The following is a 26,712-nucleotide window of genomic DNA, read 5'->3' as shown; positions in this document are numbered from 1 at the left end:
CATTCCTCCATTCATACAAAAGCCCCGCCCGAAGGCGAGGCAGTGTTCGCCACGTCTTCCGTTACAGGAAGACAAACTTGGCGATGAAAATCGCACACAACGCCCACAGGCTCACGGAAATTTCCTTGTGCTTGCCGGTGCCGGCCTTGAGCGCCACGTAGGTGATAAAGCCCAGGGCGATGCCATCGGCGACCGAGAAGGTCAGCGGCATCATGATCATGGTAACCACCGCCGGAATGCTGTCGGTGGCTTCGTCCCACTCAATATGCGCCATGCCGCTCATCATCAGCATCGCCACATAGATCAACGCACCGGCCGTGGCATAGGCTGGAATCATGCCTGCCAGCGGCGCAAAAAACATCGCGGCGACGAACAAAACACCCACCGTCACCGCTGTCAGCCCGGTGCGCCCCCCGGCGGCTACGCCCGCGGCGCTTTCCACGTAGCTGGTCACGGGCGGTACGCCGACCATGGCACCGAACACACTGGATGCGCTGTCGGCCTTCAGCGCGCGCGAGAGGTTTTCGATCCGGCCGTCGGCGTTCACCAGGCCCGCGCGCTGCGCCACCCCCATCAGGGTGCCGGCGGTGTCGAACATGTGCACGAACAGAAACGCAAACACCACGCTGATCATGCTGACGTTGAATACGCCCATCAAGTCCATCGCCATCCAGGTCGGCGCCAGGCTCGGCGGGCTGGCGATGATGCCCTGATACTGCACCAGGCCCAGGCCCCAGCCGGCCAGCGTAACGGCGATGATGCTGAGCAGGATCGCGCCGAATACGCGGTGATAGCTGAGGATCGCAATCAGCAGAAAGCAGATCGCCGCCAGCAACGGCGCCGGTTCATGCAGCGAACCCAGCTTGATCAACGTGGCCGGGCTGTCGACGATAATGCCGGCGGTCTTCAGGCCGATCACCCCGAGAAACAGCCCGACCCCCGCGCCCATGGCGTGGCGCAGGCTGAGCGGGATGCTGTTGAGCAGCCACTCGCGGATGCGCGAAAGCGTCAGGATCAGGAACAAGACCCCGGAGACAAACACCGCGCCCAACGCGGTCTCCCAGGTGTAGCCCATGGTGCCGACCACGGTGTAGGTGAAAAACGCGTTCAGGCCCATGCCCGGCGCCAGGCCCACGGGCCAGTTGGCATATAGGCCCATCAGCAGGCAGCCCAGTGCGGCGGCGATGCAGGTGGCGACAAACGCCGCGCCGTGATCAATGCCGGCGTCGGCCATGATGTTAGGGTTGACGAAGATGATGTAGGCCATGGTGATGAAGGTGGTAAGGCCGGCGATCAGCTCGGTCTTCACGGTGGTGCCATGCACGCGCAGTTTGAACAGGCGTTCCAGCCAGCCACTGGGCGTGGGTGAAAGATCCAGCGTTGGGGCTTCGGATTTGCGGCTTTCCACAGCGAGTACTCCTCAAGTGTTTTATTGTTATTTCCAGCGTCGGTCACTTGTGTGGGTCACGACGCTTTGAGGTACTGGCGGGTTTTGTTGACTAATAGGTCAGGAACTCGCACGAAGCGAATTATGCTTTTGTATACAAATAAAGCAAATAATGTTTTCGATTGTGTGCGCAAAAAGGGATGGAAGGCTAATTCACCGCGCTGAGCGCCTGGTTTACCGCCAGCCAGCCGTTAACCGCATCCTCGCCGGCCTCGGCAAACGCGCGCTGGAGCAACTTCACCTGTTCACGGCGCAAGGACTGCTCGAAACGCCGTCCCTCGTCGGTCAATTCCAGCAGGCGTTTGCGCTTGTCGGTCTCGGACGCCGCGCTGTCCACCAAGTGCATTTCCTGCAATTGGCGCAGCGGCATATTCAGTGCCTGCTTGCTCACCCCGAGCAATTCCAGCAGTTGCTTGACGCTCAAGGCCGGGTAGCGCGCGATAAAAAACACGATGCGCTGGTGCACCCGGCTCAGGCCGCGGCGCGCGAGCATTTCGTCGGCCTTGGCGGTGAACGCCTGGTAGCCGAAGAAGAACGCCTCCATGGCTTGTTGCTGACTGGTCTGGTTTTTAAGGTCAAGCATATTGACGTATCCACGCAAGTCGTCGTAATTTCGGTCAAGCAGTTTGACGTATTTCCTACAGCCTTCGCTAGCGGTGACCTCCATGGCCTTCTCTGAACGTGTTACGCGCCTTAAAAGCTCCTTGATCCGTGAAATCCTCGCGGCTGCCCAGCGCCCGGAAGTCATGTCGTTCGCCGGTGGCCTGCCGGCCGAAGCCATGTTGCCGGCGTTGAATTGGGACGACATGCCGCTGAACATCGGCCAATACGGCATGAGCGAAGGCGAGCCGGCCCTGCGCGAATTGCTCGCCGCCCAAGCCCGCGCACTGGGTGTCCCGTGCCAGGCCAGCCAGGTGCTGGTGGTCAGTGGCTCGCAGCAAACCCTGGACCTGGCGGCCAAACTGTATATCGACCAAGGTACGCAGATCCTGCTGGAAGGCCCGACTTACCTGGCCGCGTTGCAGATCTTCCAACTGTTCGGCGCCGAGTGCCTTACTGTGCAGCTGGAAGCCGACGGCCCGGACCTGGCCGCATTGCGCGCCAAGCTTGAACGCCATCACCCGGCATTCATCTACCTGATTCCGACCTTCCAGAACCCCTCGGCGGTGCGCTACAGCGAAGCCAAGCGCGACGCCGTGGCGGCCTTGCTCGATGAATTCGGCGTCACTCTGATCGAAGACGAGCCTTACCGCGAATTGTCCTTCGACGGCGCCAGCGCGCGGCCCATCGTCAGTCGTTTGACGAAGGCCAGTTGGATCTACACCGGCACCGTTTCCAAGACCCTGTTGCCTGGCCTGCGCGTTGGCTACCTGATCGCCAGCCCGGACCTGTTCCCGCACCTGCTCAAGCTCAAGCAATCGGCAGACCTGCACACCAATCGTGTGGGCCAATGGCAGGCGATGCAGTGGCTCGGCAGCGAAAAATACCAGCAACACCTGGTTGAACTGCGCAGTTTTTACCGCCAACGGCGCGATGCTTTCCAGGCGGCACTTGAGCGCCATTTCAGCGACCTGGCCGACTGGCAAGTGCCCCAGGGCGGATTATTCTTCTGGCTGGCCTTGAAACAGCCGTTGGATACCCGCACCTTATTGGCCCAAGCGCTGGAGCAGAACGTGGCGTTCATGCCCGGTGAGCCGTTCTTCTCCGAGCCGGACCGACATTTGGGTTCATTGCGCCTCAATTTCAGCCATATCGACCCGGCCCGACTGGACGAAGGTCTCAAGCGCCTGGCCGCCGTGGTCCGTCAAGCACTGCACGCGCAAGCGGCATAAGGGGAGCCTCATGTACAAGGTTTATGGCGATTACCGCTCGGGCAACTGCTACAAGGTCAAATTGATGCTCAACCTGCTGGGCATCCCGTACCAGTGGGTGAATGTCGACATCCTCAACGGCGATACCCAGACCGCTGAATTCCTGGCCAAGAACCCCAACGGCAAGATCCCCGTGCTGGAACTGGAAGACGGCACATGCCTGTGGGAATCCAATGCGATCCTCAACTTCCTCGCCGACGGCAGCGAGTTCTTGCCGACCGAGCCGCGCTTGCGTACTCAAGTGCTGCAATGGCAGTTCTTCGAGCAGTACAGCCACGAGCCGTACATTGCGGTGGCGCGGTTTATCCAGTTCTACCTGAACATGCCGCAGGATCGCCTCGAGGAATACAAGACCACCCATAAAGGCGGCTACAAGGCCCTGAAGGTCATGGAGCGCCAGTTGCAAACCACGCCGTATCTGGTGGGCGAGCAATATTCAATTGCTGATATTGCGTTATATGCCTACACCCACGTGGCCCATGAGGGTGGTTTTGACCTGGCACCGTACCCGGCCGTGCAGGCCTGGTTGCAGCGTGTGGCCAGCCATCCTAAACATGTCCCGATGCTGGATTAATCACAGAACAAATTGTGGGAGCGGGCTTGCTCGCGAATACGGTGTGCCAGTCAACAGATTCATTGGCTGATCTATTGCATTCGCGAGCAAGCCCGCTCCCACAAGGGGTTACCAACGTCTATCAGACTGCTGCAAACCGCTTGTCCAGGTAATCGATGATCACCTTGGAGTCATACATCCAGGTGGTCTGGCCATTCTCTTCAATGCGCAGGCACGGCACCTTGATCTTGCCGCCTTGCTCCAGCAACGTCTGGCGGTCCTGTTCGTTGTTCTTCGCATCCTTCAGCGCCACCGGCACATTCAGGCGGTGCAAGGTACGACGGGTCTTCACGCAGAACGGGCAGGCATGGAATTGGTACAGGGTCAGTGACTTGGCCGCGGCGTTGACCTGCGCCTGTTGTTCGGCGGGGCGTCGCTTTTTGCGCGGGCGGGTCAGTAGGTCGCCCGCGATGATGACGTGGCCAAGGCCCACTCGAAGTGCTTTGACGAACATGTCTGAAACCTCTTGCCCATGAAGAAGGGGCCGCAGCTTACCTGATTTCTGCAGGCGAAAAAAAACCGGCGATGAACGCCGGTTTTTTCCTGCCCGGCCCGTTACTTGATCAGGCTGAGGAATTCGCTGCGGGTGGCCGCGTTTTCGCGGAACTCACCGAGCATCACCGAGGTGATCATCGACGAATTCTGTTTCTCCACACCGCGCATCATCATGCACATGTGCTTGGCCTCGATCACCACCGCAACGCCCAGGGCGCCGGTCACCTGCAAGACGGCATCGGCGATCTGGCGGCTGAGGTTTTCCTGGATCTGCAGGCGGCGCGCATACATGTCGACGATCCGCGCGACCTTGGACAGGCCCAGTACTTTGCCGCTTGGGATGTAGGCGACGTGGGCCTTGCCGATAAACGGCAGCAGGTGGTGTTCGCACAACGAGTACAACTCGATGTCCTTGACCAGCACCATTTCACTGTTGTCGGAGCTGAACAAGGCACCGTTGGTGACTTCTTCCAGTGTCTGTTCATAGCCGCGGCAAAGGTACTGCATCGCCTTGGCGGCACGCTTTGGCGTGTCGAGCAGGCCCTCGCGGGAAACGTCCTCGCCGAGTTGGCCGAGGATCGCGGTGTAATTCTGTTCCAGGGACATGAAACTACCTGTGGGATTTTCGCAAAGCGCAAGGTTACGGTGGCGGACACATCGCTGCAAGCCTGACGATGGCACGGGTTACTCGTCGCGCCCTTCCATCATCGTGCGTTTGAGCATCACATACACCGCTCCCGCGCCACCATGGCGGGCCTGGCACGAGGTAAAGCCGAGTACCTGGGCATGCTGGCGCAGCCAGGTGTTGACGTGGCTCTTGATCATCGGCCGCTTGCCGTCCAGGCGCACGGCCTTACCGTGGGTGACGCGTACGCAGCGAATTTCGAACTTGGTCGCTTCGGCGAGGAAGGCCCACAGGGTTTCCCGGGCCTTCTCCACGGTCATGCCGTGCAGGTCGAGGCTGCCCTCGAACGGAATCTGGCCAGCCTTGAGCTTGCGCATCTGGCTTTCCTGCACGCCGTCGCGGGCCCACATGAGCTCATCTTCAGGGCCGACGTCAATCACGAACTGGTCTGACAGGCCATCCACCGTGGTGGCCTCGCTGCGCACGGTCGCGGCCTGGCGCAGCTTGGCGATCTGCGCCCGGTCAGTCTTGGGCTTGCCGGTATCGGCGCGGTCGTGCTTGATCGGCTTGACGCCGCGCAGCTCGTTTTTGAACAGGGAAAAATCGTCGTCTTGCATGTCAGCCTCCGCGAAGGGCGGGCAGTTTACCTAATCGCGGCGGCCTCGGCGCAGGAAACGCTATCCAAGCGCCACTAGTCGTGCTTTTTCATCAGGTGCGAGGCGATGTTCAGCGACAGCGGCTGGCGCATTTTGCGCCGGCTGCGGCGCCACAACCACACGCCCAACCACAGCACCAACAGCCCGACTCCCAGCAAAAGGGCCGAACCGCCTGGGCTGGCATTCAGTTCGCCGAGTGCCGGCGAGTGGCCAAACAAACCGGCGCCACCAGCGCCGGCCAACAACAGACCTACAATCGCCAGCAGTGCGGCAATGCCGGCCACCAGGCGCAGACGCCAATTGCTCGGGCCCTTGGGGCGCAAGCGACGAGCGTCAAAACCATCGGATATCTTCATTCCGACCTTTCCTCCAGGGTATCGGCCCTTCGACCGGAAGATACACAGGTTGTTCCGGGGGAGGGGTAAATGCGCCAAATGAAAGGGCTTTGCGGATGAGCGGGGCAATAAACACACCGCTCACCGAGGGGCAATCAAATCAGGTCTTTGGTCAGCGCGAGGGTGGCGAAGTTGTCGGCCATGATGGCCATTTCGGTCTGCTGCACGTGCTCGGCGCTCAGGGTGCCGCCTTTGTAAGGCAGGTCGCGAGTGGCGCAGGCGTCTTCCACCAGGGTGCAGCGAAAGCCCAGGTTCTTGGCGGCGCGCACGGTGGTGCTGACGCTGGAGTGGCTCATGAAGCCGCAAACGATCAGGTCCAGGGAGCCAAGGTCCTGCAGGTGTTTTTCCAGGCCGGTGCCGTGGAAGGCGCTCGGCAGCAGCTTGCCGATGATGGTTTCGTCGCCTTCAGGCTCCAGGCCAGGAATGAACTGGCCGCGCTCGCCCTGGGGGTCAAACAGGCCGCCGACGGTGCCCAGGTGACGCACGTGCACGATCGGGCGACCGGCAGTGCGTGCGGCGGCGACCAGTTTCTGGATATTGGCCACGGCCACGTCCATGCCCGAAAGGGCGAGCGGGCCGCTGAGGTATTCCTTCTGGGCGTCGATGATCACAAGGGTCGCATGGCTGAGATTGGCAGCTGCGTAACCACGACCGCTGAGTTGAAACATCGTCTTTGGAACGGACATTCTGGGGGGCTCCTGTGAGGGGGGCTTTTGCGACATTGTCCACTGGCTGAGCGCTTCTGTGAATCGCTACGATCGTAAGGTACGCCGTTGTTGGCGTGCAGCCATGTCAAGGGGTGGCCTTGTTTATCACAATGCTGGCAAATTGGATGAAATCCGACGTACGGCAACGCGTATTCGAACATCGTCGCTCCAGGCGAAGGCTGTTAGAATCGCCAGTCGTTTTTTCCAGGAGTCTGCCCTCGTGATCACTTCCCGCCTGCGCACCTTGCGCGACCATATTCGCTGGGCTGTCAGCCGTTTCCACGGGGAAAACCTGTTTTTTGGCCATGGCACCGACAATGCCTGGGACGAAGCCCGGCAATTGGTGCTCGGTGCCGTGCACCTGCCGTGGGAAATTGCCGACAGCTACCTGGACTGCAACCTGGAAGAAGAGGAAATCTCCCATGTGCAGCGCTTGCTGCATCGGCGTATCCATGAGCGCGTGCCCACCGCTTACCTGCTGGGTGAGGCCTGGTTCTGCGGCATGTCGTTTATCGTCGATGAGCGCGTGCTGATCCCGCGTTCGCCGATTGGCGAGCTGATCGAAAACCGCTTCGAACCCTGGCTGGCCAAGCCGCCGGCACGCATCCTCGACCTGTGCACCGGCTCCGGTTGCATCGGCATCGCCTGCGCCTATGAGTTCCCGGACGCCGAAGTGGTGCTGGGCGATGTGTCCTTCGAAGCGCTGGAAGTGGCCAACCAGAACATCGAGCGCCATGGCGCCGACGAGCGCGTGTACACCGTGCAGGGCGATGGCTTCGATGGCTTGCCGGGCCAGCGTTTCGACCTGATCGTGTCAAACCCGCCGTACGTGGATGCCGAAGATTTCGCCGACATGCCGGACGAATACCAGCACGAGCCGGAGCTGGGCCTGGCCTGCGGTGACGATGGCTTGAACCTGGTGCGGCGGATGCTCGCCCAGGCGGCGGATCACCTGACCGAAAAGGGCCTGTTGATTGTCGAAGTGGGCAACAGTCAGGTGCACGTCGAGGCGCTGTACCCGGAAGTCGACTTTGCCTGGCTGGACTTCCAGCGCGGCGGGCATGGTGTGTTCATGCTCACGGCCGAACAGTGCCGGGCCCATCAGGCGGTCTTTGCGGCCCGAGTCTGACTGAAGAAACACGGTCAATGTGGGAGCAGGCATGCCTGCTCCCACAGTTTGATTGCAGTCCAGTCGCTTATCGGTGCGTCGCAATCCAGATCAACAACCCCGCCTGAAACACCGTAAACGCCACCAGGCAGGTGATGGTAAAGCGCAAGCCGCTGTCTTCGCGCTTGAACTTGGTGACCTTTTCTTCTTCCTTGCGCAACTTCACTTCCTGTTCCAACAGGTTTTGCTCGGCCTGTTGCAGCATCTGCGCCGCTTCGAGGATCTCCACGAACTGCACCTTCTCGGTGTTCCAGCTGTCCAGTATGTCGCTGACCTTGCCGGGCTGTACGTTGCCCTTCAAATGCTGCACATCGGCGTAGGCCACATCAAAACCTTGAATGCGCAGGAAGTGATCGCGGCGCAGGCGCGTCGCTTCGTTGAGCGCGTCCTTGTTGGACAGGTCGACGCCATCGACGCGGTAGTGTGACCCCTTCTTTTTCGCCCAGGCGGCGGCCTGTGCCACCAGGAAACGCCCGATACCGCGGTTGGCCGGTTCGATTTCCAGGCTGTTGCCGGGGCCGAAGTGCACGCGATGGGTATCGTGATCGACCCAGACATCCAAGTGGTTCTGCTCACGCCGCACCCGCTGGCCCGGCAACTGGATCACCATGCGCAACAGGCTGTGTTTTTTATCGTGGCGCTCGGCATAACCGAACTGCACAAACCGCAACGGCCGCACGCCGGTCGCGCGGTCCGTGGCCAGTGGAGCAAGGCGCAGCATCTTGAAATGCTCGGCCTGAACGTCCGCCCACGGCAGGGGAGCCGTGGCCAGGGCCTCGGTTTCAGCCGGGGTTTCGGCGATCGGTTCGGGTGTTGCTTCAGTGGTTGTCATGCGGTGTGATCCTGTCCAAGCCCAGCCAGTCGACTGTCTTTTTACTGTCGACCCTGGGCTTATCGGCCGTTGTTGCCAGGACTGGAGGCAATTTGTCAGTCAACGGGATTGAAGTCCGTCGATAAACCGTACCAGGCGCTGGCCCAGCTCGGCGGCGAGGGGCAGTTGCGGGTCATTATAGGACGCCAATTGTTGCTTTACGTCGTTGGGCACGATCCGCATGACGTGGTTCATGCCTTCGATCACCGTCAGCTGGGCATCGGGCTTGGCCTGTTTCAGTTGCCGGGCGTCGCCGACGCCCACCTGGATATCGTGGGTGCCCTGGATGATCAACGCCGGCATGCGCAGTTTGGCAAAGGCCGCCGAAGGATCGGCGCGAAACAGACTGATCAGATACGGCTGCACGCTGGGTCGGAAAATGCCCTCCAGCGGGCCGGGCACATCGGTATCCACCTGGCCGGCCTTGAGGTGATCGAGGATCTCATTGCTGCGCAACAGCAGGGCAGGGGGCAGGTGATCGGCCAGTTGCTGGCGGATCACCTGATCGACCGGGCGCGCACTGCCGGACAGGGAAATCACTCCCGCCGGGTCCAGTTGCGGTGCGGCAAGCGCGGCAATCAATGCGCCTTCGCTGTGGCCCAGCACAATCAACGGGCCCATGCGCTTGTCGGCCTTGAGCAATTTGCCCCAGGCCACGGCATCGGCCACATAAGCGTCGAGGGTCAGGTTGCGTTCGTCGGGGGTGGCGGCCAGGCTGGCGGCCACGCCGCGCTTGTCATAGCGCACGCTGGCGATGTTATGCCGGGCCAGCACCCAGGCCAGGCGCTTGAGGCTGTCGTTGCGTGCACCGTCGGCGCTGTTGCCATTGCGGTCGGTGGGGCCGGAGCCGGCGATGATCAACACCACCGGCACCGGTTTGTCGGACTGGGGCAGCAGCAGCGAGCCAAACAGCTCGCCGCTACCGGTGTCCAGGCTGATGGGGCGTTGCAGTACCACAGGGGAGGCGGCCTGGGCCGCAGCGGTAAACAGGGTGAGAGTGAACAGTAAAACTCGCAGCATCATCGCGCCATCATTCGGGAGGTGCCGGTTGGACCCATGCCGACCGGTAAGGTTTCGAGGATGAACTAGTCGGTTGGCCCGCGTATACTGGCGCGCTTGGTTATCACCTTTGAGTGATTACAACTGATTTCACGGAGCGCCCTGCATGTCCGGCAATACCTTCGGCAAGCTGTTCACTGTCACCACCGCGGGCGAAAGCCATGGCCCGGCGTTGGTCGCCATTGTCGACGGCTGCCCGCCCGGCCTCGAGCTGTCCCTGGAAGACCTGCAGCGTGACCTCGACCGCCGCAAGCCCGGCACCAGTCGCCACACCACCCAGCGCCAGGAGCCCGACGAAGTCGAGATTCTCTCCGGCGTGTTCGAGGGCCGCACCACCGGCTGCGCCATCGGCCTGCTGATTCGCAACACCGACCAGAAGTCCAAGGACTACTCGGCGATCAAGGATCTGTTCCGACCGGCCCATGCCGACTACACCTACCACCACAAATACGGCGAACGCGACTACCGTGGCGGCGGCCGCAGCTCGGCGCGCGAAACCGCGATGCGCGTGGCCGCCGGCGCCATTGCCAAGAAATACCTGGCGACCCAGGGCATCGTGATCCGTGGCTACATGAGCCAGCTGGGCCCGATCGAAATTCCGTTCAAGACCTGGGACAGCGTCCATGACAACGCCTTCTTCAGCCCCGACCCGGACAAAGTGCCGGAGCTGGAAGCCTACATGGACCAGTTGCGCCGCGACCAGGACTCCGTGGGCGCCAGGATCACCGTGGTCGCCGAAGGCGTGAAACCGGGCCTGGGCGAACCGATCTTCGACCGTCTCGACGCCGAACTGGCCCACGCGCTGATGAGCATCAACGCGGTCAAAGGCGTGGAGATCGGCGCGGGCTTCGCGTGCGTATCCCAGCGTGGCACCGAGCATCGTGATGAGTTGACGCCGCAAGGGTTCCTCAGCAACAACGCCGGCGGCATCCTCGGCGGCATTTCCTCCGGCCAGCCGATCGTTGCGCACCTGGCGCTCAAGGCCACGTCGAGCATCACCACGCCGGGCCGTTCGATCGACGTGCAGGGTAATCCGGTGGACGTGATCACCAAGGGCCGCCACGATCCGTGCGTCGGCATCCGTGCCACGCCGATTGCCGAAGCAATGATGGCCATCGTGCTGATGGACCACCTGCTGCGCAACCGTGGGCAAAATGCCGATGTGCACGTGACTACCCCGGTGCTGGGCCAGCTGTGACAGCCTGCTGTGGCGGGCGAGCTTTTTGTGGTGAGCGAGCCTGCTCGCGCTGGGCCGCGAAGCGGCTCCCCGCATGCTGACCCCAGCCCTCCCATACTGGCGCCTCTCCAGCTTCTACCTGTTCTACTTCGCCCTGCTGGGGGCGACCGCACCGTTCCTGGCGCTGTACTTCGACCACCTGGGATTTTCCAGCGCGCGTATCGGCGAGCTGGTGGCCATCCCCATGCTCATGCGCTGCGTGGCGCCCAACCTGTGGGGCTGGCTGGGCGACTGCACTGGCCGGCGCCTGGCCATCGTGCGCTTCGGCGCGGTGTGCACCCTGCTCAGTTTTTCGCTGATCTTTGTCAGCCATACCTACGCCTGGCTGGCGCTGGTGATGGCCCTGCATGCATTCTTCTGGCATGCGGTGCTGCCGCAGTTTGAAGTGATCACCCTGGCCCACCTGCGCCAACAGACCGCGCGTTACAGTCAGATCCGCCTGTGGGGCTCCATCGGTTTTATCCTCACCGTGGTCATCATGGGGCGCCTGTTCGACTGGCTGAGCCTGGATATCTACCCGGTGGTGGTTGTGGTGATCATGGCCGGCATTATCGGAGCCAGCCTTTGGGTGCCGAATGCCCAGCCCGTCACCCACGGCAACCGTCTGGCTGGCGATGGCTTTTTCAAGCAACTGCGCAGCCCCGGTGTGTTGGCGTTTTACCTGTGCGTGGCGCTGATGCAAATGAGCCACGGCCCGTACTACACCTTCCTGACCCTGCACCTTGAACACCTGGGCTACAGCCGTGGGGTGATCGGCATGCTCTGGGCTCTGGGGGTGGTGGCCGAAGTGTTGATGTTCCTGGGCATGAGCCGCATCCTCACGCGCTTTTCGGTGCGTCGGGTGCTGTTGGCGAGCTTCCTGTTGGCGGCGCTGCGCTGGTTACTGCTGGGATTGTTCGCCGAATTCTTCTGGGTGCTGTTGCTGGCCCAGGTGATGCACGCCGCCACCTTCGGCAGCTTTCACGCGGCGGCGATCTCCTTTGTGCAACGCAGTTTCGGCGACAAGCAACAAGGCCAGGGCCAGGCGCTGTACGCTGCCTTGGCCGGCACCGGCGGTGCGCTGGGCGCCCTGTATTCCGGCTACAGCTGGAACCTGTTGGGGCCGACCTTCACCTTTAGTATGGCCAGCGTCGCGGCCCTGGCTGCCGCGGTTATCATTGGCCTTCGATCGCAAGAACAGAGCAAAGGAACCCTTCAATGAGTTATGTCGCCGTCTATCCTGTCGCGTCAGCGGATACCCCGAACAAGGTCCTGACCCATTTCGACGACATCGTTGCGACCCTGGCCGAGCAGGGCGTGCGGTTCGAGCGCTGGACGCCCGGCCCGATCGACAAAGGCACCAGCGACGCTGCCATGATCGCCGCCTGCCGGGCGCAGATCGACGCACTTGGCTACGGTTGCGTGGACGTGCTCAGCGTCACCTGCGGTCAGCCGCAGCAGGCCGAGTCCCCTGCGCCGTTGCGCGATGAGCACTGCTACAGCGAAGACCACGCGCGCTTTTTCATCGCGGGCCAGGGCCTGTTTTGCCTGCGCATCGGTGACTACGTGTATGCCGTGCGCTGCGAGAAAAACGATCTGCTGGTGATCCCGGCGGGCCTGCCGCACTGGGTGGATATGGGCGATAACCCTCACTTCGTCACCTTGCGTTTGTCGGGTACCGCCCAGGGGCAAATACCGAGCTATACCGGCGACGCGATTGCCAGTGGCTTCCCTGGCTTGGACGACTAAGCGCTGATAAAAAAATGTTCAACCCCGGCAAGTTGGAAGTTGCTGTGGGAAACAGCTTAATTATTTGTAGGGTTTGGCTGTTTGTCGCGGTGTCTGCGCACTGAATCCATTCGTTATGTAACTCTCTGCGGCCCCAATGTTTATATCACCTGTCCATAGGAGGAATCGGAAGGGTGATAGGGCATCCGCCAAATAAGAAGGAGAGAGCGCAATGAGTGGCCCAGAGGAGTCGTATCAGCCGTCATATTCCGTGCCCAATACCGTCAGAAGGCGCCTGGGCTTGTTCGGCAAGCCGCTGACACCGGCGGAGTTGGAGATCCTGCGTTGGGCCTCGGAGGGTAAGACCGTCTGGGAGATCAGCCAGATCCGCGCCACTTCCGAAGCCACGGTCAAATTCCACCTGCGCAATATCTACGGCAAATTGCAAGTCACCAATCGTGTGCAGGCGATGAATGAAGCAACGCGCCAAGGCTTATGTTGAAGCCACGAAAAAGGGCCGCGACGCTGGATGGCGTCGCGGCCCTTTTCGGGTGAGCTACTTATTTATGCCGAATGGTAGGTCGGCAGGGCGAAGCGATTCTGGCTTTGCAGCATCGAAATCTGCGGCAATTCACTGGCTTGTTCAGCCAGGTCGCGGCGAATCGCGCTGATGACCCAGGTCAGTTGATCGGCGGTGTGCAGCTGCTGGTAAGAGATCGAACGCTTGACCTGTTTGCCTTCACTGTTACGCAGGGTCAACAGGATGCCGCCGTCGGGACGTGGCTGGGTGGTGACGTCGTAGTTGGAGAATACTGAAGCGAATTTATCTTGGATCAGGCTCATGTCTATCAGCTCCGTTGGCTCAAGTGGGCAAGCATGGAGTGATAGGTGCAGTGATTATGCCAGCTACTGACTTTGATAATTATCGTTATAAATCAATAACTTGTGAAAAAGTTGTTTTTTCGTTTTCGTGCAATTTGCATGAATGGCCATCATGCATCCTGCATTTTGCGTTACTCAAGGCGGCGTAGTGCAGGGCGCCGTTATCCTTAAAGACTCTCGTTGACCGGCTAAATTCCCTTTTTTCAGTGGTCGCCCGTCGGGATACAAAACTTTTCAAATCCCGCGTGTACAGCTGAAGAAGGGCTGACGTATTTTCCTGCAATGCATTCGGCTTTCTGCCTACGAATCTAGGCCTGGAAACGGCCGGTGTTTGTGGATCATACGAAGAATAAGAAAAGGGACGTTCCAATGAGCCACCCGCACAACGACATGATCACCTGGGGCAAGCTGCTGCGTAAGGTGCCCGCTATCGTTCGAGCCCTGCCGCGCGTGGTACGCGGCATGCGTGCCGCGAATGTCACCGACCCCGCTCAGCCTTGCGGGTTGGGTTGGCACTTTGAACAAGCCACTTTGCGCAACCCCGACGGCAAGGCCTTGCTGTATGGCGACCGTGTGCTCAGCTATGCCGAGGCCAACCAGAGCGCCAACCGTATCGCCCATCACCTGCATGCCCAAGGTATCGGCAAGGGTGACGTGGTGGCGCTGTTTATCGAAAACCGTCCCGAATTACTCCTGAACGTACTGGCAGTGGCCAAACTGGGCGGTATCTGCGCGATGCTCAATACCGCGCAAACCCAGGCGGCGCTGGTGCACAGCCTGAACCTGGTGAACCCGGTGGCGATTGTGGTGGGCGCCGAACTGGTGGCCGCCCATGGGGCGGTGCGTGACCAGGTGCGGATCCCGGCGCAGCGAACCTGGTTCGTCGCCGATCAGCCGCCAGGCGAGGTGCCCGAAGGCTACATCGACCTGTTGGCGGCCAGCGCCGAGTGCCCGGTGGACAACCCGGCCAGCAGCGCCCAAGTGTTTTTCCAGGATCCCTGCTTTTACATCTACACCTCCGGCACCACCGGCCTGCCCAAGGCCGGCATCATGAAGCATGGACGCTGGACCAGGACCGCCGTCAGCTTTGGCAGCATTGCCCTGGACATGGGGCCGGACGACGTCCTGTATTGCACTTTGCCGCTCTACCACGCCACCGGCCTTTGCGTGTGCTGGGGCTCGGCGATCGTCGGCGCGTCGGGCTTCGCCATTCGGCGCAAGTTCAGCGCCAGCCAGTTCTGGGACGATGCACGAAAATTCAACGCAACCACCCTCGGTTATGTGGGGGAACTGTGCCGTTACCTGCTCGACCAGCCACCCGGCGCAGGTGACCGTGACAACCGCGTGACCAAAATGGTCGGCAATGGCCTGCGCCCCGGCGTGTGGGCGCAGTTCAAGGCGCGCTACGGCGTGGAGCATGTCTGCGAGCTGTATGCCGCCAGTGACGGCAACATCGGCTTTACCAACGTATTGAATTTCGACAACACCATCGGCTTCTGTCTGCAGCATTGGGCGCTGGTGGACTACGCCCACGACAGCGGCGCGCCGATTCGGGGCCGCGATGGTTTCATGCGCAAGGTGCCAACCGGTGGGCAGGGCCTGTTGCTGGCCAGGATCGACGACAAGTCACCGTTCGACGGCTACACCGACCCGGAAAAGAATCGCGGGGTGATCCTCACCGACGTGTTTGAACAGGGCGATCGCTACTTCAATACCGGCGACTTGTTGCGCAGCATTGGTTTCGGTCATGCGCAATTCGTCGACCGCCTGGGGGACACCTATCGCTGGAAAGGTGAAAACGTTTCCACCACCGAGGTCGAGAACGTCTTGCTGCAACACCCGCAGATCGCCGAAGTGGTGGCCTATGGCGTCGAGATCGACAACACCAATGGCCGCGCCGGCATGGTCGCCATCACCCCGAGCGAATCCCTGGCCGCACTGGACATGCGCGAGCTGCTGCAATTCGCCCACGGCCAGTTGCCAGCCTATGCGGTGCCGTTGTTCCTGCGCATCAAGGTCAAGATGGAGACCACGGGCACCTTCAAATACCAGAAGGTCAAGCTCAAGGAGGAAGCCTTCGATCCGGACAAGGCCGGTAATGACCCGGTCTATGCCTGGTTACCGGGTTCGGACAGCTACGTGCCGGTCACTGGGCAATTACTGGCGCAGATACAAGGCGGCCAGTTCCGTTATTGATTCTGCCTATGGGCGCTTTTGACAAAAAAGCCATGACAGGTGGGAACTCCATCGCGACACTGGGCGCCATATAAGCACCAGAAAGGAGTCCCTACATGTCAGACCACGCTAAACAAATGACCGAAGACGAAGCTGCCGAATTTGCCGAACAGGTCTTCGACGTGGCCCGCAGAGGTGATGCCGCGATGCTCGACGCGCTGCTGGCCAAGGGCTTGCCGGCCAACCTGCGTAATCACAACGGCGACACCTTGCTGATGCTCGCGGCTTACCACGGCCACGCCGAAGCGGTGAAAGTGCTGCTGGCGTTCAAGGCCGACCCGCTGATCGCCAATGACAAAAACCAACTGCCGATCGCCGGTGCGGCGTTCAAGGGCAACCTGGACGTGGTCAAGGCGTTGATCGAGGGCGGTACGCCGATAGAAGCGGCATCGTCTGACGGCCGCACCGCGCTGATGATGGCGGCGATGTTCAACCGCGTGGAAATGCTCGACTACCTGCTCGGCCAGGGCGCCAACCCCAAGGCCACCGATGCCCAGGGCGCGACGGCGCTGGCGGCGGCGCAGACCATGGGGGCTGCGGATACGGCGGCGCGGTTGCAGAAACTGGTGTAGGCTACGCGCCCTCGAAAACCAGCCCGTTACAGGATCCTTCCATGAAAACCGCCCTCGTCGAACTTATCAGTAAAATCAGCGCCGGGGTCATGGGCGTGGACGAGGTGGCGCGCATCGCCGAGGAAGCTGCCCAGGCCTACGCCGATCCTGCGGCATTCCTGGCGGCCAACCTGGATATCAACTACGACGACAGCTTCCCGATTGCGCTGGGGGAGTGGGTGGTGGTCGGCAGCCTGCCAGACACCGTGCTATTCCAGGCCGACACCTATGTCGACCTGTTCGAGCAGATCGTTGCATCGTTTGGTCCGGGCGTGTCGTTCAACCTCAAGCCCAAGCAACTGGCCAAGACCGAAGCCCTCACGGCGCTCAATCGCATTCAGGTGCAGATGAGCGCCTTGAGCGCGGAAGACGGCGGCTATGTCGTGCTCAACTTCAGCCAACCGCTGGATGATGCGATCCAGGCCGTGCTGGTGTACGGCAATGACTTGCCGCGCGTGCTGGCGTTGTGCGCCGAAGTCGGTATCCATGCCGAACCGTCGCTGGAAGCGCTGAGGATTGCCGCACACGTCTGAAATAAAACGGAACCCCCGCCAGCGCTGGCTATCCTACAAGGGCATGCCCTCACTTAGGAGTTACACCATGGGTTCCACTTTTAATGGTTTGATCGGGCTGATCATCCTGGCGCTGGACATCTGGGCGATCATCAACGTGTTCAAAAGTGGCGCGAGTACCGGGGCCAAGGTGCTGTGGATCCTGTTGATCCTGCTGCTGCCGGTGCTGGGCCTGATCATCTGGGCCATTGCCGGGCCGCGCGGCAACGTGCGGATCTGATCGCTCCCCAATCTGGAGCGGGCGCAGTCAGTGTGGGAGGGGGCTCGCTCCCACACTTGTTTTCACTGTGCCCCGAGAGATTTGTGTATCGAAATATTCGCTGTACACAATTTTCACAACCCTTCCAAGACAATTCTTCGGCTTTACTTGCCTGCCATTAAAGGCGGTGTGGCCGTGCACGTTCAGTAATTAATAGCCTTGCTGTGATTGATCGGGCACCATTCGCGCCACTGCAATATTTCATCACTTAAACTTCCAATGGGTCCTGAAACGACATGGCAAACCCGGACGCCCTGAGTCAGCAGCGAGCTTCTAATCGCCTGCTGCAACCGACCGTCAAATCCCACCTGGCGTACACGCTGCTTTGCGCGCTGGTCATGATGGTGATGTTCTCCCTGCTGCGCCTGGCACTGCTGGCGTACAACCGTGAGATGATCCTCGACACTCCGGCCTCGACCTTCCTTGAAGCGTTCGCCAACGGCCTGCGCCTGGACTTGCGCCTGGTGGTGTACCTGATCATCCCGCTGTTGCTGGCACTGTTCAGCGTTCGCGCCATGGCGGCGCGCGGTTTCTTTCGGTTCTGGCTGACGGTCGCGTCCAGCATCGCGCTGTTCCTGGGCCTGATGGAAATGGACTTTTACCGTGAGTTCCACCAGCGCCTCAACGGCCTGGTCTTCCAGTATGTGAAGGAAGACCCGAAAACCGTGATGAGCATGCTCTGGTACGGTTTCCCGGTGGTGCGCTACCTGCTGGCCTGGGCCGTGGGCACGCTGATACTGAGCATGGCCTTCAAGGGCGCCGACCGTGCGACCCGCCCACGTGGCCCGTTCAGCGGCGGCAGCATCGGCACGCGCCCGGTGGCGCCGTGGTACAGCCGCATCGCGGTGTTCATGGTCTGCCTGCTGGTGGCCGTGACTGCGGCCCGTGGCACCCTGCGCCAGGGCCCGCCACTGCGCTGGGGTGACGTGTACACCACCGAATCGAACTTCGCTAACCAGCTGGGCCTCAATGGCACCCTGTCGCTGATCTCGGCGGCCAAGGCGCGCTTCTCCGAAGAGCGTTCCAATATCTGGAAAGCTACCCTGGACCAGCCGCTGGCCACCCAGACCGTGCGCGATATGCTGGTGCTGCCGCAGGAGAAACTGGTGGATGCCGACATCGCCGCCGTGCGCCGCGACTACACGCCACCGGCCGAGAAGACCCTGCCGATCAAGAACGTGGTGGTGATCCTGATGGAAAGCTTCGCCGGTCACTCGGTAGGCGCCTTGGGCCGTCCCGGCAACATCACCCCCTACTTCGACAAACTGTCCAAGGAAGGCCTGCTGTTCGACCGCTTCTTCTCCAACGGCACCCACACCCACCAGGGTATGTTCGCCACCATGGCCTGCTTCCCGAACCTGCCGGGCTTCGAATACCTGATGCAGACCCCGGAAGGCAGCCACAAGCTGTCGGGCCTGCCGCAGTTGCTCAGCACGCGCAAGTTTGACGACGTGTATGTCTACAACGGCGACTTCGCCTGGGACAACCAGTCAGGCTTCTTCAGCAACCAGGGCATGACCAACTTCATCGGCCGCAATGACTTCGTCAATCCGGTGTTCTCCGACCCGACCTGGGGCGTGTCCGACCAGGACATGTTCAACCGTGGCCTGGAAGAGTTGAAAGCCCGTGAAGGCGGCAAGCCGTTCTATGCCCTGCTGCAAACCCTGTCCAACCACACGCCGTATGCATTGCCGACGCCGTTGCCGGTCGAGAAAGTCACCGACCGTGGCAGCCTCAACGAGCATTTGACGGCCATGCGCTACTCCGACTGGGCCCTGGGCCAGTTCTTTGAAAAGGCCCGCAAGGAGCCGTACTTCAAAGAAACCCTGTTCGTGATCGTGGGTGACCACGGTTTCGGCAACGAACAGCAGATTACCGAGATGGACCTGGGCCGCTTCAACGTGCCGATGCTGATGATTGCACCGGGCATGCAGGAAAAGTTCGGCCAGCGTGACCACACCGTGGGCACCCAGATCGACATCGTGCCGACCATCATGGGCCGCCTGGGCGGCGATACCCTGCACCAGTGCTGGGGTCGTGACCTGCTGAACCTGCCGGAAGGCGACAAGGGCTTTGGCGTTATCAAGCCATCGGGCAGTGACCAGACCGTGGCGTTGGTGACCAACGACCGTATTCTGGTGCTGCCGAAGGAAATGCCACCGAAGCTGTGGCAATACGAACTGGGCGCCAACCCGAGCGGTAAAGTCATTTCCGAATCGCCGGACGAGGGCGCACTCAAGCAGAAACTCGAGTCGTTCCTGCAGACCGCGACCAAAAGCCTGTTGGATAACACCGCGGGTGTTATTAACGGTAAGCCGGACTGATCAATCCGGCATAAAAAAAGAGGCCCCTCACAGGGCCTCTTTTTTTGCATCAAACAGCGTTATATCTTGCCGAGCAACAGCAGAATCAGCAGGACTACCAAGACCACGCCGAGGATACCCGACGGGCCATAACCCCAGCTGCGGGAGTGCGGGAATACTGGCAGACCGCCGACCAGCAGCAGGATCAGGATGATAATTAGAATGAGGCTCATGGTTTTATTTCCTTATAGGCCTTGTGCAAGGACTGATGGTTTAACGGTAGGTCCGTAACTTTAATTACGCGCGCCTTAACAACTCCGACTGTAGCGTTTCGCATAAAATTCCCTGTTTTTTTAAAGCATTTCGATCAGTCGCTTATTTCTTTTGATCGGCGTGCAATTGCACCGTCCCAAGTGAAAAAAGATTGAACTTGGCCGAAGCGCGAGTATCCGACCGGGCCCGCGGTTTGCCTGGGGCATTCATCACTCTGATGGTGCGTGGGTCCAGGAAAAACCTTCGCTACACTGCCGCTCACTTCTCCTGTGAACCACAAGGCTACTTCCTATGCAAAATCGCATGATGATCACTGGCGCCGGGTCCGGCCTGGGTCGTGAAATCGCTCTGCGCTGGGCCCGCGAGGGCTGGCAGCTGGCCCTGTCGGACGTCAGTGAGCCGGGCTTGCAGGAAACCCTCAAGCAGGTGCGCGAGGCGGGTGGCGATGGTTTTATCCAGCGCTGCGATGTGCGTGATTACAGCCAGCTCACCGCGTTTGCCCAGGCCTGCGAAGTCAAGTTGGGTGGCATCGATGTGATCGTCAACAATGCCGGCGTGGCGTCGGGTGGCTTTTTTGCCGAACTGTCACTGGAGGACTGGGACTGGCAGATCGCGATCAACCTGATGGGCGTGGTCAAGGGTTGCAAGGCGTTCCTGCCGCTGCTGGAAAAGAGCAAGGGCCGCATCATCAACATCGCGTCCATGGCGGCGCTGATGCAAGGGCCGGCCATGAGCAACTACAACGTGGCCAAGGCCGGTGTGGTGGCGTTGTCGGAGAGCCTGCTGGTGGAGCTGCGGCAGCAGGAAGTCGGGGTGCACGTGGTGTGCCCGTCGTTCTTCCAGACCAACCTGTTGGACTCCTTCCGTGGGCCAACCCCGGCGATGAAGGCGCAGGTGGGCAAGTTGCTGGAGAGTTCGCCGATTTCGGCGGCGGATATTGCCGACTACATTTATCAGCGGGTTGCCGCGGGCGAATTCATGATCCTGCCCCATGAACAAGGGCGCATGGCCTGGGCGTTGAAACAGAAGAACCCGCAGCTGCTCTATGACGAGATGGCCAGCATGGCAGACAAAATGCGGGCCAAAGCTCAGGCCGTCAAAGGCTGATTCGGCAGCGGTCTGTCAGGTAAGTTACCGTCGAAAGTAGGTTTTGCCTGATTTAACCGCATGCCATTGCCGCCTCTCACACCCAGCGGGCATGGTCGGGGTCCTCATTGTAAAAAGGACAACCGCCATGCTGGTCTTAAGCCGCGCCTTGAGCGAAATCATCGCTATCGGCGATGACATCACCGTGCACATCCTTGAAGTCAACGGCAACCAGGTGAAGTTCGGCATCCAGGCGCCAGCCGGGGTGCGGGTGCATCGTGCCGAGGTGTACCGGAAAATCCTTGAACAGCAAGCCACGCCCACCCAAGCCGACACCCACCCTTAACTCACCGTCAGTCAAACAGATGCTTGGGCACATCGTGCTTGAGCATCAACTGGCATTGTTCGCTGTCCGGGTCGAACACGATCAGGGCCTGGCCTTTGGTCAGTGCCTGGCGCACGCGCAGTACGCGGGTTTCCAGGGGCGTGTCGTCGCCATTGTCGGTGCCGTCGCGGGTCACGAAGTCTTCGATGAGACGGGTCAGGGTGTCGACTTCAAGTGCGTCGTAGGGAATCAGCATACAAGCCTCGGGTATCAGGTCCCGGCGATGCTACTGCGCCGGGGGCCTGGTGACCAGTCTCGGGGTTGCCAGTGTCAGGACTTCTGACCGATCAGGCTGTCCACCGATGGCACGCGCGTGTCGCTCTCCATCTGTGTCTCGTGCTCGATCTGATGGCTGAAGCGGTCCAGTGAACCCTGGGCCGGTTGCGCGTCGCTGGCGAATACCGGGGGGCTGAGGATATATGCGCCCAGCAGGCGACTCAGTGCCGCCAGGCTGTCGATATGGGTGCGTTCGTAGCCGTGGGTCGCGTCGCAGCCAAACGCCAGCAATGCGGTGCGGATGTCGTGGCCGGCGGTCACGGCGGAATGGGCGTCGCTGAAGTAATAGCGGAACAGGTCACGACGTACCGGCAGGTCGTTATCCGCCGCCAGGCGCAGCAGGTGCCGGGACAGGTGATAGTCATACGGCCCGCCGGAATCCTGCATCGCCACGCTCACCGCATGCTCGCTGGAGTGCTGGCCGGGGGCGACCGGGGCAATATCGATGCCGACAAACTCACTCACATCCCAGGGTAGGGCGGCGGCTGCGCCACTGCCGGTTTCCTCGGTGATGGTGAACAGCGGGTGGCAGTCGATCAGCAGGGGTTCACCGCTGTCGATAATCGCCTTGAGCGCGGCGAGCAGGGCGGCCACCCCGGCCTTGTCGTCCAGGTGGCGCGCGCTGATATGCCCGCTCTCGGTGAACTCGGGCAACGGGTCGAAGGCCACGTAGTCGCCGATGCTGATGCCCAGGGAGTCGCAATCGGCACGGGTGGCGCAGTAGGCGTCCAGGCGCAGTTCTACGTGGTCCCAACTCACCGGCATTTCATCCACGGCGGTGTTGAACGCGTGCCCGGAGGCCATCAGTGGCAACACGCTGCCGCGAATCACGCCGTTGTCGGTGAACAGGCTGACGCGGCTGCCTTCGGCAAACCGGCTCGACCAGCAACCCACCGGCGCCAGGGTCAGGCGGCCGTTGTCCTTGATCGCGCGCACGGCGGCACCGATGGTGTCCAGATGCGCCGACACCGCGCGGTCGGGGCTGTTTTTCTGGCCCTTGAGCGTGGCACGGATGGTGCCGCGCCGGGTCATTTCAAACGGAATGCCCAGCTCTTCCAGGCGCTCGGCGACATAACGCACGATCGTGTCGGTAAAGCCGGTGGGGCTGGGAATGGCGAGCATCTCCAGCAGCACTTTTTGCAGGTAATTGAGATCGGGTTCGGGGATGGTTCGGGTCATAAAGGTCTCCTGTAGTTGCAAGCTTTGAGCTGCAAGCTTCAAGTTAAACGCGGTATCTGAGGCTTGCCGGTAGTGCTCTACTCTTGAAGCTTGGAGCTTGTAACTTGAGGCTTTCCACTGTGCGGAAACAACAAATCCACAAACTTCTCAGCGGTGGGCTGCGGGTCATGATTGGCCAGGCCGGCCCGTTCGTTGGCTTCGATAAACACGTACTCGGCTTGGTCGGCGGCGGATACCAGCAGGTCCAGGCCCACCATGGGGATGTCGAGGGCGCGGGCGGCGCGCACGGCGGCGTCCACCAGGGTCGGGTGCAGGATTGCGGTGACGTCCTCCAGGCAGCCGCCGGTGTGCAGGTTGGCGGTGCGGCGCACGGCCAGGGTCTGGCCTCGCGGCAGGATGCTGTCGTAGTCGTAGCCGGCGGCGGCCAGGGTGCGCTCGGTTTCGCCGTCGAGGGGGATTTTGCTTTCGCCGTCGGTGGCGGCCTGGCGGCGACGACTCTGTGCCTCGATCAAGGCACCGATGGCATGCTGGCCGTCGCCGGTGACTTCGGCCGGGCGGCGGATGGCCGCGGCGACCACTTCGAAGCCGATCACCAGGATGCGCAGGTCGAGGCCTTCATGGAAACTTTCGAGTAACACGCGGCTGTCGAATTGCCGCGCCGTTTCAATCGCCTGCTGCACCTCTTCAATACTCTGCAGGTCCACCGCCACGCCCTGGCCCTGCTCGCCGTCCAGCGGCTTGACCACGATGCGCTGGTGTTCGTCGAGGAATTCCAGGTTGTCATCGGCGCTGCCTGCGCGCTGCTGTGCCGGCAGGTTCAAACCGGCGGCCTTGAGCACCTTGTGGGTCAGGCTTTTGTCCTGGCACAGGGTCATGCTGATGGCGCTGGTCAGGTCGCTCAGCGACTCGCGGCAACGCACGCGGCGCCCGCCGTGGCTGAGGGTGAACAAGCCCGCTTCGGCGTCGTCCACCTGCACATCGATGCCTCGACGGTGGGCTTCCTCGACGATGATGCGCGCGTAGGGGTTGAACCCCGCCTGCGGGCCGGGGCCGAGAAACAGCGGCTGGTTGATGCCGTTCTTGCGTTTGATCGCAAAGGTGGTCAGGGCGCGGAACCCCAGCTTGGCGTAAAGGCTCTTGGCCTGGCGGTTATCGTGCAGCACCGACAGGTCGAGGTAGCTCAGGCCACGGCTCATGAAGTGCTCCACCAGGTGGCGCACCAGTACTTCGCCCACGCCGGGGCGCGTGCACTGCGGGTCGACCGCCAGGCACCACAGGCTGCAACCGTTTTCGGGGTCGTGAAAGGCTTTCGGATGGTTGAGGCCCATCACGCTGCCGATCACCGCGCCGCTGTCCTCGTCCTCGGCCAGCCAGTACACCGGGCCGCCTTCATGGCGAGGCGTCAGGCGCTCGGCGTCGACGGGCAACATCCCGCGTCCCTGGTACAACCGGTTGACCGCCAGCCAGTCGGCCGCGCTCTGTACCCGGCGAATGCGAAACCCGCGAAACACCCGGGTGGCCGGGCGGTAGTCACTGAACCACAGGCGCAGGGTATCGGAGGGGTCGAGGAACAGCTGCTGCGGATCGATCCCCAGAATCTGCTGGGGGGCGGCCACATACAGGGCAATGTCGCGCTCGCCGGGCTGCTCATTGAGCAGCTCCTGGGCAAGGCTGGCAGGGTCGGGAAAGGTATGGCCGATCAACAGCCGGCCCCAGCCGCAATGCACGGCAATCGGTTCGGCGGCCAGTGGGCTGCCGTCTTCGGCCAGGCGGGCTTGCAGGCGCTCATAGGTGGGCGCCTGGCCCTTGAGCAAGCGTTGGCTGTAGGCCGCGGCGTTAGGTTTCATGGATCAGATTCCTTGTTCGCTGAGCCACAGGTTGAGCGCCGCCAGCTGCCACAGCTTGGAGCCGCGCAGCGGAGTCAACTGGCCCTGCGGGTCAGTCAGCAAACGGTCGAGCATGGCCGGGTTGAACAGGCCACGATCCTGGCTCGGGTCCAGCAGCAGGTCACGCACCCAGTTCAAGGTATCGCCCTGCAGATGCTTGAGCCCCGGCACCGGGAAGTAGCCTTTCTTGCGGTCGATGACTTCGCTGGGGATCACCCGGCGCGCCGCTTCCTTGAGCACCTGCTTGCCACCGTCGGGCAACTTGAACTTGCCGGGCACGCGGGCCGAGAGTTCCACCAGGCGGTAGTCGAGGAATGGCGTACGAGCTTCCAGGCCCCAGGCCATGGTCATGTTGTCGACGCGTTTGACCGGGTCGTCCACCAGCATCACCGTGCTGTCCAGGCGCAGGGCCTTGTCCACGGCGGCATCGGCACCCGGCATTGCGAAGTGCTCGCGCACGAAGTCGCCGGCGGCGTCATTGGCGGTCAGCCATTTCGGCGCGACGGTGGCTGCGTAGTCATCGTAGCTGCGGTCGAAGAATGCTTCGCGGTACGCGGCATACGGGTCGCTGGCGCCGTCCACTTGCGGGTACCAGTGGTAACCGGCGAACAGCTCGTCGGCGCCCTGGCCGCTTTGCACCACCTTGCAGTGCTTGGCCACTTCCCGCGACAGCAGGTAGAAGGCGATGCAGTCGTGGCTGACCATCGGCTCGCTCATGGCACGGAACGCCGCCGGCAGCTGTTCGATGATCTCGCTTTCGGCAATGCGCAATTGGTGGTGACGGGTGCCGTAGTGCTTGGCGATCAGGTCCGAATACTGGAACTCGTCGCCCCGTTCGCCGCCGGCATCTTCAAAGCCGATGGAGAAGGTCGACAGGTCTTGCACACCGACTTCGCGCAGCAGGCCGACGAGCATGCTCGAGTCGACACCGCCGGAGAGCAGCACGCCCACATCCACTGCCGCGCGTTGGCGGATGGCCACGGCTTCGCGGGTGCTGTCGAGCACGCGGTCGGTCCAGTCTTCCAGGGTCAGGTGCTGCTCATCTTCACGCGGGCCGTAGGGCAGGCGCCACCAGGTTTTCTGTTCGGTCTTGCCGTCGGCATCGATGCGCATCCAACTGGCCGGTGGCAGCTTTTCGATACCCGCCAGCAAGGTGCGCGGCGCGGGCACCACGGCGTGGAAATTCAGGTAGTGATTGAGCGCCACTGGATCGAGGATCGGGTTGATGTCGCCGCCTTTGAGCAACGCCGGCAACGCCGAGGCAAAGCGCAGGCGCTGGCCGGTGCGCGACAGGTACAGCGGCTTCACACCCAGGCGGTCACGGGCGATGAACAGGCGTTGGGCATCACGCTCCCAGATGGCAAAGGCGAACATGCCATTGAGCTTGGGCAGCAGCGCTTCGCCCCAGGCATGATAGCCCTTGAGCAGCACTTCGGTATCCCCGCCGGAATAGAAGGCGTAACCCAGCGCTTCGAGCTCGGTGCGCAGTTCGGGGAAGTTGTAGATCGCGCCATTGAAGGCCAGGGACAGGCCCAGTTGGGCGTCGACCATCGGTTGGGCGGAGCCGTCCGACAGGTCCATGATTTTCAGGCGCCGATGGCCGAGGGCAATCGGCCCTTGGGCGTGAAAACCCCAGGCGTCTGGGCCTCGCGGGGCAAGGTGATGGGTGATGCGTTCCACGGCTGCCAGGTCGGCAGGTTGTTGATCAAAGCGTAATTCGCCAGCTAATCCGCACATGGTGCTAAAGCCCTTGTCTTGGCCGGGCCTCGGCGCTACGGCTGAGTGTCGGTACGGGTAGGTGTACCGATGTTCAACGTGTCCGGCTTTTCAGCTCGACCGGTGTTGGCGAACTGATCACTTGCAGCATCGAGTAGCGCTGCGGCCCTGTTTCGGAGCGGACGTACTGCTCTGATC

Annotated in this window: 29 protein-coding genes; 14 read left to right on the top strand and 15 right to left on the bottom strand. The window is 61.5% G+C overall.

The annotated features are described in order from the left end of the window. Positions 1–61: 61 nt before the first annotated feature. Together AB4O05_RS23850 and AB4O05_RS23845 are read right to left on the bottom strand one after the other, a co-directional pair. Entirely contained in the window at positions 62–1,408 is a 1,347-nt protein-coding gene (locus tag AB4O05_RS23850; RefSeq protein ID WP_460134976.1) for an NCS2 family permease, read from the bottom strand. Between the two features lie 187 nt (positions 1,409–1,595). Then, entirely contained in the window at positions 1,596–2,030 is a 435-nt protein-coding gene (locus AB4O05_RS23845; RefSeq protein WP_460134977.1) for a MarR family winged helix-turn-helix transcriptional regulator, read from the bottom strand. A gap of 82 nt (positions 2,031–2,112) precedes the next feature. Between AB4O05_RS23845 and AB4O05_RS23840 the strand changes: the two genes are divergently transcribed. Together AB4O05_RS23840 and AB4O05_RS23835 are read left to right on the top strand one after the other, a co-directional pair. Then, the gene (locus AB4O05_RS23840) at positions 2,113–3,279 is read left to right on the top strand and encodes an aminotransferase-like domain-containing protein (protein ID WP_460134978.1); all 1,167 of its coding nucleotides are present in this window, start codon (positions 2,113–2,115) and stop codon (positions 3,277–3,279) included. Between the two features lie 10 nt (positions 3,280–3,289). After that, positions 3,290–3,892 carry a glutathione S-transferase family protein gene (locus AB4O05_RS23835; RefSeq protein WP_460134980.1) on the top strand — a complete coding sequence of 201 codons (603 nt, stop codon included), beginning with the start codon at positions 3,290–3,292 and terminating at the stop codon, positions 3,890–3,892. A gap of 121 nt (positions 3,893–4,013) precedes the next feature. Here the strand turns inward: AB4O05_RS23835 and AB4O05_RS23830 are convergent, their stop codons facing one another. The 5 genes from AB4O05_RS23830 to AB4O05_RS23810 all read right to left on the bottom strand — a co-directional run bounded on the left by AB4O05_RS23830 (position 4,014) and on the right by AB4O05_RS23810 (position 6,788). Then, complete coding sequence (locus AB4O05_RS23830; RefSeq protein ID WP_460134981.1) at positions 4,014–4,385, bottom strand: glutathione S-transferase N-terminal domain-containing protein; 372 nt, start codon at positions 4,383–4,385, stop codon at positions 4,014–4,016. A gap of 101 nt (positions 4,386–4,486) precedes the next feature. Then, entirely contained in the window at positions 4,487–5,032 is a 546-nt protein-coding gene (gene folE, locus AB4O05_RS23825) for a GTP cyclohydrolase I FolE (protein ID WP_003236739.1), read from the bottom strand. Between the two features lie 78 nt (positions 5,033–5,110). Next, positions 5,111–5,668, bottom strand: a complete 558-nt coding sequence (locus AB4O05_RS23820; protein ID WP_460134982.1) for a Smr/MutS family protein — start codon at positions 5,666–5,668, stop codon at positions 5,111–5,113. A gap of 74 nt (positions 5,669–5,742) precedes the next feature. After that, the gene (locus AB4O05_RS23815; RefSeq protein ID WP_460134983.1) at positions 5,743–6,063 is read right to left on the bottom strand and encodes a hypothetical protein; all 321 of its coding nucleotides are present in this window, start codon (positions 6,061–6,063) and stop codon (positions 5,743–5,745) included. A gap of 134 nt (positions 6,064–6,197) precedes the next feature. Then, entirely contained in the window at positions 6,198–6,788 is a 591-nt protein-coding gene (locus AB4O05_RS23810; RefSeq protein ID WP_460134984.1) for a cysteine hydrolase family protein, read from the bottom strand. 241 nt (positions 6,789–7,029) lie between these two features. Between AB4O05_RS23810 and prmB the strand changes: the two genes are divergently transcribed. Then, the gene (gene prmB / locus AB4O05_RS23805; RefSeq protein ID WP_460134985.1) at positions 7,030–7,938 is read left to right on the top strand and encodes a 50S ribosomal protein L3 N(5)-glutamine methyltransferase; all 909 of its coding nucleotides are present in this window, start codon (positions 7,030–7,032) and stop codon (positions 7,936–7,938) included. A 67-nt stretch (positions 7,939–8,005) separates the two neighbouring features. Here the strand turns inward: prmB and AB4O05_RS23800 are convergent, their stop codons facing one another. Then, positions 8,006–8,809, bottom strand: a complete 804-nt coding sequence (locus AB4O05_RS23800; protein WP_460134986.1) for a hypothetical protein — start codon at positions 8,807–8,809, stop codon at positions 8,006–8,008. A 99-nt stretch (positions 8,810–8,908) separates the two neighbouring features. After that, entirely contained in the window at positions 8,909–9,871 is a 963-nt protein-coding gene (locus tag AB4O05_RS23795) for an alpha/beta hydrolase (protein WP_460134987.1), read from the bottom strand. Between the two features lie 142 nt (positions 9,872–10,013). Here AB4O05_RS23795 and aroC point away from each other — a divergent pair, with 142 nt between their 5' ends. The 4 genes from aroC (at position 10,014) to AB4O05_RS23775 (ending at position 13,353) form a co-directional block, all read left to right on the top strand. Then, positions 10,014–11,105: a chorismate synthase gene (gene aroC / locus AB4O05_RS23790; RefSeq protein ID WP_460134988.1), complete on the top strand. Its 1,092-nt coding sequence runs from the start codon at positions 10,014–10,016 to the stop codon at positions 11,103–11,105. A gap of 76 nt (positions 11,106–11,181) precedes the next feature. Then, positions 11,182–12,345 (top strand): MFS transporter, encoded by a 1,164-nt coding sequence (locus AB4O05_RS23785; RefSeq protein WP_460137502.1) that lies wholly within the window; start codon positions 11,182–11,184, stop codon positions 12,343–12,345. Beyond that, the gene (locus AB4O05_RS23780; RefSeq protein WP_460134989.1) at positions 12,342–12,872 is read left to right on the top strand and encodes an acireductone dioxygenase; all 531 of its coding nucleotides are present in this window, start codon (positions 12,342–12,344) and stop codon (positions 12,870–12,872) included. Before AB4O05_RS23785 ends, AB4O05_RS23780 begins: the two co-directional genes overlap by 4 nt. A gap of 211 nt (positions 12,873–13,083) precedes the next feature. Beyond that, entirely contained in the window at positions 13,084–13,353 is a 270-nt protein-coding gene (locus AB4O05_RS23775; RefSeq protein WP_460134990.1) for a response regulator transcription factor, read from the top strand. 62 nt (positions 13,354–13,415) lie between these two features. Here AB4O05_RS23775 and AB4O05_RS23770 read toward each other — a convergent pair whose 3' ends face one another. Continuing rightward, complete coding sequence (locus tag AB4O05_RS23770) at positions 13,416–13,694, bottom strand: DUF3509 domain-containing protein (protein ID WP_003172952.1); 279 nt, start codon at positions 13,692–13,694, stop codon at positions 13,416–13,418. A 408-nt stretch (positions 13,695–14,102) separates the two neighbouring features. Here AB4O05_RS23770 and AB4O05_RS23765 point away from each other — a divergent pair, with 408 nt between their 5' ends. From AB4O05_RS23765 to AB4O05_RS23745, 5 genes are all read left to right on the top strand, one after another. Further along, on the top strand, positions 14,103–15,929 hold the full coding sequence (locus tag AB4O05_RS23765; RefSeq protein ID WP_460134991.1) for a long-chain-acyl-CoA synthetase: 1,827 nt from the start codon (positions 14,103–14,105) through the stop codon (positions 15,927–15,929). Between the two features lie 95 nt (positions 15,930–16,024). Then, on the top strand, positions 16,025–16,540 hold the full coding sequence (locus AB4O05_RS23760) for an ankyrin repeat domain-containing protein (protein WP_460134993.1): 516 nt from the start codon (positions 16,025–16,027) through the stop codon (positions 16,538–16,540). A gap of 41 nt (positions 16,541–16,581) precedes the next feature. After that, on the top strand, positions 16,582–17,112 hold the full coding sequence (locus tag AB4O05_RS23755; RefSeq protein WP_460134995.1) for a hypothetical protein: 531 nt from the start codon (positions 16,582–16,584) through the stop codon (positions 17,110–17,112). Positions 17,113–17,179: 67 nt separating this feature from the next. After that, entirely contained in the window at positions 17,180–17,371 is a 192-nt protein-coding gene (locus AB4O05_RS23750; RefSeq protein WP_003172956.1) for a PLDc N-terminal domain-containing protein, read from the top strand. A 275-nt stretch (positions 17,372–17,646) separates the two neighbouring features. Continuing rightward, complete coding sequence (locus AB4O05_RS23745) at positions 17,647–19,734, top strand: LTA synthase family protein (RefSeq protein ID WP_460134996.1); 2,088 nt, start codon at positions 17,647–17,649, stop codon at positions 19,732–19,734. Positions 19,735–19,793: 59 nt separating this feature from the next. Here AB4O05_RS23745 and AB4O05_RS23740 read toward each other — a convergent pair whose 3' ends face one another. Beyond that, positions 19,794–19,946 (bottom strand): DUF3309 family protein, encoded by a 153-nt coding sequence (locus tag AB4O05_RS23740; RefSeq protein WP_411392360.1) that lies wholly within the window; start codon positions 19,944–19,946, stop codon positions 19,794–19,796. A 331-nt stretch (positions 19,947–20,277) separates the two neighbouring features. Here AB4O05_RS23740 and AB4O05_RS23735 point away from each other — a divergent pair, with 331 nt between their 5' ends. Both AB4O05_RS23735 and csrA read left to right on the top strand, forming a co-directional pair. Next, a complete protein-coding gene (locus tag AB4O05_RS23735) occupies positions 20,278–21,093 on the top strand; it encodes an SDR family oxidoreductase (RefSeq protein ID WP_460134997.1) in 816 nt (271 codons plus the stop codon). Between the two features lie 127 nt (positions 21,094–21,220). Beyond that, complete coding sequence (gene csrA, locus AB4O05_RS23730) at positions 21,221–21,418, top strand: carbon storage regulator CsrA (protein WP_460134998.1); 198 nt, start codon at positions 21,221–21,223, stop codon at positions 21,416–21,418. Positions 21,419–21,425: 7 nt separating this feature from the next. Here csrA and AB4O05_RS23725 read toward each other — a convergent pair whose 3' ends face one another. The 4 genes from AB4O05_RS23725 to AB4O05_RS23710 all read right to left on the bottom strand — a co-directional run bounded on the left by AB4O05_RS23725 (position 21,426) and on the right by AB4O05_RS23710 (position 26,535). Continuing rightward, positions 21,426–21,653, bottom strand: a complete 228-nt coding sequence (locus AB4O05_RS23725; RefSeq protein ID WP_003236706.1) for a YheU family protein — start codon at positions 21,651–21,653, stop codon at positions 21,426–21,428. 74 nt (positions 21,654–21,727) lie between these two features. Then, entirely contained in the window at positions 21,728–22,912 is a 1,185-nt protein-coding gene (locus AB4O05_RS23720; RefSeq protein ID WP_460134999.1) for an osmoprotectant NAGGN system M42 family peptidase, read from the bottom strand. Between the two features lie 77 nt (positions 22,913–22,989). After that, on the bottom strand, positions 22,990–24,759 hold the full coding sequence (gene ngg, locus AB4O05_RS23715; RefSeq protein ID WP_460135000.1) for an N-acetylglutaminylglutamine synthetase: 1,770 nt from the start codon (positions 24,757–24,759) through the stop codon (positions 22,990–22,992). A gap of 3 nt (positions 24,760–24,762) precedes the next feature. Beyond that, entirely contained in the window at positions 24,763–26,535 is a 1,773-nt protein-coding gene (locus tag AB4O05_RS23710; RefSeq protein ID WP_460135001.1) for an N-acetylglutaminylglutamine amidotransferase, read from the bottom strand. Positions 26,536–26,712 lie beyond the last annotated feature (177 nt).

This window comes from Pseudomonas sp. S1_G07 (genome assembly GCF_054668565.1).
The sequence above is the reverse complement of the archived record's forward strand: the minus strand, read 5'-3'. Positions and strand labels throughout refer to the sequence as shown.